Origin of the sequence: Tepidimonas thermarum, assembly GCF_007556705.1 — a bacterium.
Taxonomy (GTDB): Bacteria; Pseudomonadota; Gammaproteobacteria; order Burkholderiales; family Burkholderiaceae_C; genus Tepidimonas; species Tepidimonas thermarum.
On sequence record NZ_VJOL01000075.1, the window covers coordinates 1 to 7038 of the forward strand.

The following is a 7038-nucleotide window of genomic DNA, read 5'->3' on the forward strand; positions in this document are numbered from 1 at the left end:
GATGTAGCTGAACATCGCCCCCTGGAAGTCTTGACTGCCTCTCATCGTGCTCGTCTGCGTTGTTCTCGGTTGGCCTCAGATCGTACCGCCCGACGCGGGGGGTGGCGAGGGATTTTTCAACGGCCTGTTAGAACGGGCGAAATACTATTCGCCGGAGCGGATCATTCCCAAATGGGAAGCACTTCTTGTGCAGGTGGCAAGCTCAGGACACTGATCGGCCACGGGCTAAGCGCCAGCCTGCCGCCAATGCCTTGAGCGGCAGCAGGCTGCGTGATCGCCATGAACGTACCAGGGCGCGCAGGGGCAGGCTGACCATGCGGCCGGCGAGCAGCAGCCACTGCTCGCGCCTTGTGCGGGCCAGCTTCTTGGCAAGCCGCCAGTGCCCCGCCACCACATGCGTTTCGTGCCACCACATGCGTTTCGTAAAACCACGAGCCATTACGGCTGGAGGCGCTGCCCTCGTGCCACGCCAGCACCTGCGGCACATGTGCCATGCGCGACGCACCCAGGCGCCAGCCCAGCATCACGTCCTCGCCATACATGAAAAAGTCTTCGTCGAACAGCGGTGGCCTGATGCGTTCGGGTGCGATGAGCAGCGCGCTGCCGCTGGGGTAAGAAAAACTGCCCGGCCAGGCGCGGTCGAATCGCAGCAAGGCAAAAAGGCGTTGGTAATAAACTGTGCCAATCACCTGCCCGTCATGATCGACGCGGGGATAGGCAACGACAGCCTGCGGTTGCGCGTTCAGTGCCTGCGCGAGCGTTTGGAGCGCGCCGCGGTGTAGGGTGGCGTCGTTGTTGATAAGCAGCACCCAGGCTTGCGGCCAGCGTGCAAGAGCGGCGTCGATCCCACGATTGACGCCGGCGGAAAACCCCAGGTTGCGCGTACTGACCTCGATGTGTACGCGCGGCTCGTGCACCCAATGCTGGCACAGCGCCTGGGCCGAGCGCCCGCCGTCTGCGGAGTTGTCCCAAACCAGCACTCCGTCTGCCCCATCGGCCAGAAGCGAAGCGACGCAGCGGCTAGTGCGGGCGGCATCGCGGTAGTTGAGGGTCAGGCCGATGAGGGGCCGGTGTTTATCTCGCATCGTGCGCAAACAAGCTGCAGTAAACGTCGAGCCACTGACTGAGCAGCCTTGATGCATTGAAAAGCCGTTCTGCCCGCCCCCGCGCCGCCCGGCGCATCCCGAGCCACTGCGCTGGGTTTTGCGCAAGTTGGCGCGCCGCATCGGCAAAGGCGGCGACGTCATCGACGGGGCATAGCCAACCGCTCACGCCATGTTCGACCACCTCCGGCAGCGAAGAAGTCTTGGTGGCAATCACCGGCAGACCACAAGCCATCGCTTCCAAGACGGTGAGCGGCAAGCCTTCCAGTCGACTGGGAAACAGCAGCGCGTCGGCCTGCTGGTAGGCGGCGACCAGCCCGGCCGTGTCGAGTCGGCCGAGGCAACGGGCGTTCGTGGGCAGGGCAAAGCGGGTGTGCGCGCCGCTGCGGTCGGCGCTGTAGTGCAGCTCGAAGCTTGGGCCGAGGGCGTGCAGGATGGGCGCGAGCAGATCGACGCCTTTGCGCTGGACCCAATTGCCGACGTAGAGCAAACGGAACGGCTGGTTGGGCGCATTGCGGTCGATGGGGTGGAATTGGTCAATATCCACGCCGTTGTGGATGACCTGAATATCGCGACGGCCGAAGGCGGCTTGCGCAACTTGCGCGGTGTAGTGGCTGACCGCAACCACGGCCTGCGCGCGGCGCAGGTTTGCGGCTTCGACCCGTTTGATCCAGGTGGCGTGATAGAGGCGCTGCGCCGGACGCTTGTACGGCGCGAGCGCCGGGTCGTGCACGCAGGAATGCAGGGTGCTCACCACCGGCAGGCCGCGCGGCAAAAACCGCGGATGCAGCCAGGAATTGACGTGAACGATCGTTGCCCACTGCGGCGGCATGGGAGCGGGCACGCTCCACGGCGCGTATTCGGCGCGCAGTGGCAGCCAGGCGATTTCGGCGCGAATGCCGCGCGCGTTGAGCGCGGCGCACAGCCGCTGCGTGAACACGTCAGCGCCGCTGTGGGCGCGCACGGCGGGGAACCAGACGCCAAGGTTATTTTGGGGGCTAGTCGTCATGCGCTGAGCTCCTGCGCGATGCGCGCCCCAAACGCCTCCCACGCAAACCCCTGCGCAAACGCCCGGCAACGCTCTGCGCCGGGCGGTGCGTCGAGCAGGCTCAGGATGGCGGCTGCAAAAGCTGCCGCATCCCCCGGCGGCACCAGGCGCCCGGAAACTCCCTCCGCGACGGCATCCACCACCCCACCGGTGGCGTAGGCCACGGTGGGCAAGCCGTGCGCGGCGGCTTCGACCGCGACCATGCCGAAGCCTTCCGGGTCGCCGGGGAGGTCGCGCACGGGAAAGACGTGCAGGTCGGCGCCGAAGTAGGCGTCGGCGAGGTCGGGCTCGGAGAGCTTGCCCAACAACCGCAACCGATCCGCCACGCCAGCGGCGCGCGCGGCCTCCAGGATGCTTTGCGCGGTCTGCGGCTGGGCGTAGAGCGCATGCGCCGGCGCGTCGCCAACGACGGCCAGCACCACGTCGGGCCGGGCGCGGGCGATGTTTGGCAGCACCTCCTGCACGAACTCGCGCAGTCCCTTGCGCGCGGTGAGCCGCCCGACCGAGAGCAGCACCGGCGCACGCTCCGGCAGGCTCCAGCGCTGGCGAAAGCGGGCGCGGGCGGCGAGATCGGGTTCGGGAATCGTTACGCCCGGATGGATGATGCCGATGCGCGCGGCGTCCACCCCGGCGCTGCGGGCAAGCTGAGCGGTGGGCGTGCTGTTGGCGATCACCCGGTCGATGCGGCGCAGCGCGGGCAGCCACAGCGCGCGATAGGCCGGGTGTGGTACGACCACGTCCAGCCCGTGCACATAGGCCGCGGTGCGCGCGCCGCACGCCCGCGCGGCCAGCAGCGCGAGCGGCGCGGTCAAGCCGCTGCCGGCCAGCACCACGTCGGGCCGAAACGCCCACGCCTGCCGCCAGGCGGCCAGCGCCGCGGTCAGCACGAACCGCGACAGCGGCGCGAGCGGCACCTCGTGCACCGCGACGCTGGGCGGCGCGTGTTGCGCCGCGCCTTCAGGCGCGATCACGCGCACCTCGAAGCGCCGGGAGAGTTCTTCCGCCAGGTGCCAGTTGAGCCGCTCCATCCCGCCCCACAGCGGCGGGAAGTTGCGGGTAATGAGTAGCAGACGGCGCTTCGCTTCAGCCATCGCGCTTGTAAGTGAGGTTGGTGATCTGCTCCGAAATCAGTCCAATCAGGAATACGATGACGCCGGCAGAAAGCAGCAGCGCGCTCATGTTGGTAAACCGCCCCTCGGTGAGGTAGGTATGGGCATACCAGCCGAGGCCGGTGGCAAGGAAACCCAGTGCCACCGGCCCGAACAGCTTGAGCGGCGCATAGAGTGTCGCAATTTTGAAAATGATCAGCAAAAAGCGCAACCCGTCGCGCAGCGGCCGGATGTGGCTTGTGCCGATGCGTTTGTGCGCGGTGATGGGCACATAAGCGACCGAGTAGGCGCTGCGGAAAAAGGCCATCGTGATCGTGGTCGGGTAGGAAAACCCATTCGGCAGCAAATAGAGAAACTCACGGAACTTGTCGGCGCGCACCGCGCGAAAACCACTCGTGAGATCGGCAACAGGGTGGTCAACCATCCAACTGGCCAGCCGGTTGTAGAGCGCATTGGCCAGGCCGCGCCCGACGCTGGCCTGGGAGCCCGCGCCGCGCGCGCCGACGACCATGTCGTAGCCCTCATCGAATTTAGCCAAAAGGCGCGGGATGTCGGCCGGGTCGTGCTGGCCGTCGGCGTCCATGAAGACGATGATGTCTCCCTTTGCCGCGCGTGCGCCGGTTTTGATCGCGGCGCCGTTGCCCATGCCGTAGGGGTGGCGCACCACCCGCGCGCCGGCCTCTGCGGCAACACGCGCGGTGTCATCGGTGGAGCCGTCGTCCACGACAACGATTTCCGCCTCTGGGTAAAGCGTGCGGATGCGCGCCACTGTCTGGCCAATCGCTGCCGCCTCGTTGCGGGCGGGCAGGACCACGCTGACGGAGGGCATCGGCATTCGGTTGCTGTCTTCGTTGGCTGGTGGCGACATCGGCGGGGACAGGGGCATCGAGGTTACTGCAGGTGGGGCGCTCTGTTGGCGGATTGTGTCAGCTGCTGCGCCTGCTCTGCCAGCAGCAGTGCGCGGATGCGGTCGATCTCGGATTGGTAAAAAGCACGGGGGAATGTGAGCGCCGTGTCGGGTAGTTGATTCAACAGGGCCTGCGCCTGGTCGAGCAGCCGCAGCGCCGGCGCGGGGTGCCCGGCGTTGCCCATCTCGGCCATCATTTGCATGGCGGCGTCCATTTGGCCATAAAGGCCGATCGCTTCGGTAAAGAGCGCTTCGGCGCTAGCGGCGTCGCCCTGCGCGAGCGCGATGCGCCCGAGCAGATAGGGCATGAGGCGGCGAAATAACGGAAACTGCTGATACTGCCCATTCGCCTGCAGGTGCTGAACCAAGAGCCGCACCCCGTTGCGTTCGGTCTCATGGGCGCTGGGACGAGCTGCACGCTCGGCCAGATGGCGCAGCGCGGTGACCACCTGTGCATCGAACGGGACGCTTTCGATGCGGCGGGCGGCCTCGGCAAATTCATCGAGTGTGGCCGTGCCCAGGTTGGTGTGGAGCTGCAGCCGGCTTAGGATGAGCAGGCCGGAGTCGGGATGACGTGCCAAGGCTTTCTCAAGGACACGGTCGGCCTCGGCGGGATCGCCGCCATGGTCGAGCCAGTGGCGCGCAAGCGCGTTGGCGGCGCGAGGAGACTCGGGCGCGGCCATCGCCCAATAGACTTCCAATTTGACCGGATCGGCCCAAAGGGCGGCGCGCTGCGCGCTGAAAAAGGCTAGCCAGCCAAGGAGTACCGCCGCAATAAGCCGCGCCAACCCCCGCTGCGGGCCGTTTTGCGCCTGCACGATCCAACCCGCCAGAGGCAGAAAGAGAAAGGCCGTGGGCAGGTAGTTGCGGTGCTCGAAGTAGAGCTCGAGGCCGAGCCAGCCCGACTCCATCACATGGCCGGCCAGGTAGAACAGGATGGCCAGCGCCACCAGCGGCGCACGCCGCCGCAGCCACACCCCGGCAGAGGCAAGCGCCACGAGACCCAGCACCGCGAGCGCCGTTTGCGGCGGGTCAAAGGGCCCGCGCGAGATGACGATGCCATCGCGAAAAAGCCCCGCGCCTTCGATGCGCGGGAAGAACCATTGACCGAGGTAGTCCCAGAGGATGCGCGCCTCCGTCAGCACCCGCTCGATCTGGTTGAAGGGGCGCTCGGGCCAGGGCCGGTCGGACAGGTCGATGTAGCGCGCCAGATAGCCGAGCACGGCGGCGCTGGGCAGGTAGAGAAACACCCAGCGGAAGAAACGCGGCAGGGGCGGCTGGGCCGACAGCGCCGTCGCTTCGACCACCAGCACCAAAAGCGGCAGAAGCGCGCCGTTTTCTTTGGAGAGCGTGGACAGCAGCGTGCCCAGCGCCAGCGCCACGCCCATCCACATGATCGCCGCACGTGGCCGGCTGGCGAGCAGCAAACGGCCGTGCAGATAGGCGGCGAGTGCTGCGAAGCTGAACGTGGCCGCCAGCAGCGCCATGCGCTGCACGACGTAAAACGTGGTGGAAATCAGATAGGGATGCAGCCCCCACAGGCCCGCCGCGAGCACCGCAGTCCACGCGGCGGTGCGTTCCGTGCAACCGCGCAGACGCATCAGCTTGAAGCTGGCCCAGGTCAGCAGCGCGACGTTGAGCAGGTGCAGCAGCAAATTCGTGCGTTTGAAGTTCTCCGGCGTGCTGGGCCAAGTGAAATCATCTAGGAGAAAACTCAAAAGCGCCAGCGGCCGACCACTCGGGCCAGAAAAGCCACCGAAGAGGTAGGCACGCAGCGTCGGCCAGCTTGCGACGCCGCCATAGGCGCCGAGGTCGCGCAGATTGGGCTCGTCGTCGAACAGAAAGCCGCCTGCCAGCGCCGGCCACTGCAGCACGGCGATGGCCAGCAGCAACAGCAGCAGCGCCGCCGCCGGGGCGGCGTCTGCAAAAAAAACCCGCGCCGGAGCGCGGGTTTTTTCAACGAGCGAGCGGGACATCAACGGCAGCTAGACGGCAGATATTTCGTGTCCACATTGCTGCCCGTTGCGTTGCACTTCCATTGAATGCCGCCGGCAGAAGTTATGGCACTCAGTATCAGTTTGTTATCATTTGTGACTTTATCATTGTATATGATCGTGATCTTGCCATTTGACGCATCAACTGATTTCACTGCATTTCCTTTGATATCACTAGCATTTGCAAGCCCAAGACTCGTGTTACTCGCTCCAAAGTGCCCATTGGCGGCGTAGAAATCCGCGGTCGCGGTTTTTGCCGCTGCCGCCAAGTTCAACCCTTCCGAGACATGGGCACGCTTGGTGTAATCCTGATAGGCCGGCAAAGCGACTGCCGCCAAAATACCAATGATCGCCAACACGATCATCAGCTCGATCAGGGTAAAGCCCTGTTGGATACGTTTCATGGTTCACCTCCAGTTGTGAAAACGCCGGCCCCGATGGGGTTGGGGTCGACTCCAGTATAGCAACGGGCGTGCCAGAGTGGCACCTTCGTCCCCTCGGCGCAGGGGCGTCGTGGCGCATACGCCACGAACGGCGGCCGTCAGCACCCTCAAACGCCCTGTCGGCAGCAACTTTTCACGTCAAAACTTGATGTGCGGTCCCCTTGGATGCCCAAAGCCCCGTGGCGATCACCCCAGCCCCATGCGCTGCATCCAGTAGCGCAGCTTGGCCAGCGTCCAGCCCAGCTCGCGCGCGGTGCGCGACTGGTTCCAACGGTTGCGGTGCAGCAGCGCCTCCAGCTGGGCGCGGGTCAGGGGCGCGTTGTGCGCAAAGTCAAAGCGCGTGCGCTCGGGCGTCACCAGCGAACCCTTTTGCTGCACGTGCTCGCCCAGCACCTCGCGCAGCGCCTTGTGCAACAGGTGGGTGGCGGAGTGGT

At 65.8% G+C, this 7038-nt stretch carries 6 protein-coding genes and 1 pseudogene; all 7 read right to left on the reverse strand.

Annotated features, from left to right (window positions below):
* Positions 1-161: 161 nt before the first annotated feature.
* Positions 162-1085 (reverse strand): glycosyltransferase, encoded by a 924-nt coding sequence (locus Tther_RS12400; protein ID WP_185975093.1) that lies wholly within the window; start codon positions 1083-1085, stop codon positions 162-164.
* On the reverse strand, positions 1075-2112 hold the full coding sequence (locus Tther_RS12405) for a glycosyltransferase family 4 protein (RefSeq protein ID WP_221934036.1): 1038 nt from the start codon (positions 2110-2112) through the stop codon (positions 1075-1077). The genes Tther_RS12400 and Tther_RS12405 overlap by 11 nt, the downstream gene beginning before the upstream one ends.
* Positions 2109-3242, reverse strand: coding sequence for a glycosyltransferase family 4 protein (locus Tther_RS12410; RefSeq protein WP_143904334.1), 1134 nt, complete (start codon positions 3240-3242; stop codon positions 2109-2111). Before Tther_RS12410 ends, Tther_RS12405 begins: the two co-directional genes overlap by 4 nt.
* A complete protein-coding gene (locus Tther_RS12415; RefSeq protein WP_246099042.1) occupies positions 3235-4146 on the reverse strand; it encodes a glycosyltransferase family 2 protein in 912 nt (303 codons plus the stop codon). The genes Tther_RS12410 and Tther_RS12415 overlap by 8 nt, the downstream gene beginning before the upstream one ends.
* Before the next feature lie 5 nt (positions 4147-4151).
* The gene (locus Tther_RS12420; protein ID WP_143904336.1) at positions 4152-6143 is read right to left on the reverse strand and encodes a tetratricopeptide repeat protein; all 1992 of its coding nucleotides are present in this window, start codon (positions 6141-6143) and stop codon (positions 4152-4154) included.
* Entirely contained in the window at positions 6143-6565 is a 423-nt protein-coding gene (locus Tther_RS12425; RefSeq protein WP_143904339.1) for a pilin, read from the reverse strand. Before Tther_RS12425 ends, Tther_RS12420 begins: the two co-directional genes overlap by 1 nt.
* A 288-nt stretch (positions 6566-6853) precedes the next feature.
* A pseudogene (locus tag Tther_RS13805) lies at positions 6854-7038 on the reverse strand (hypothetical protein); the annotation flags it as partial.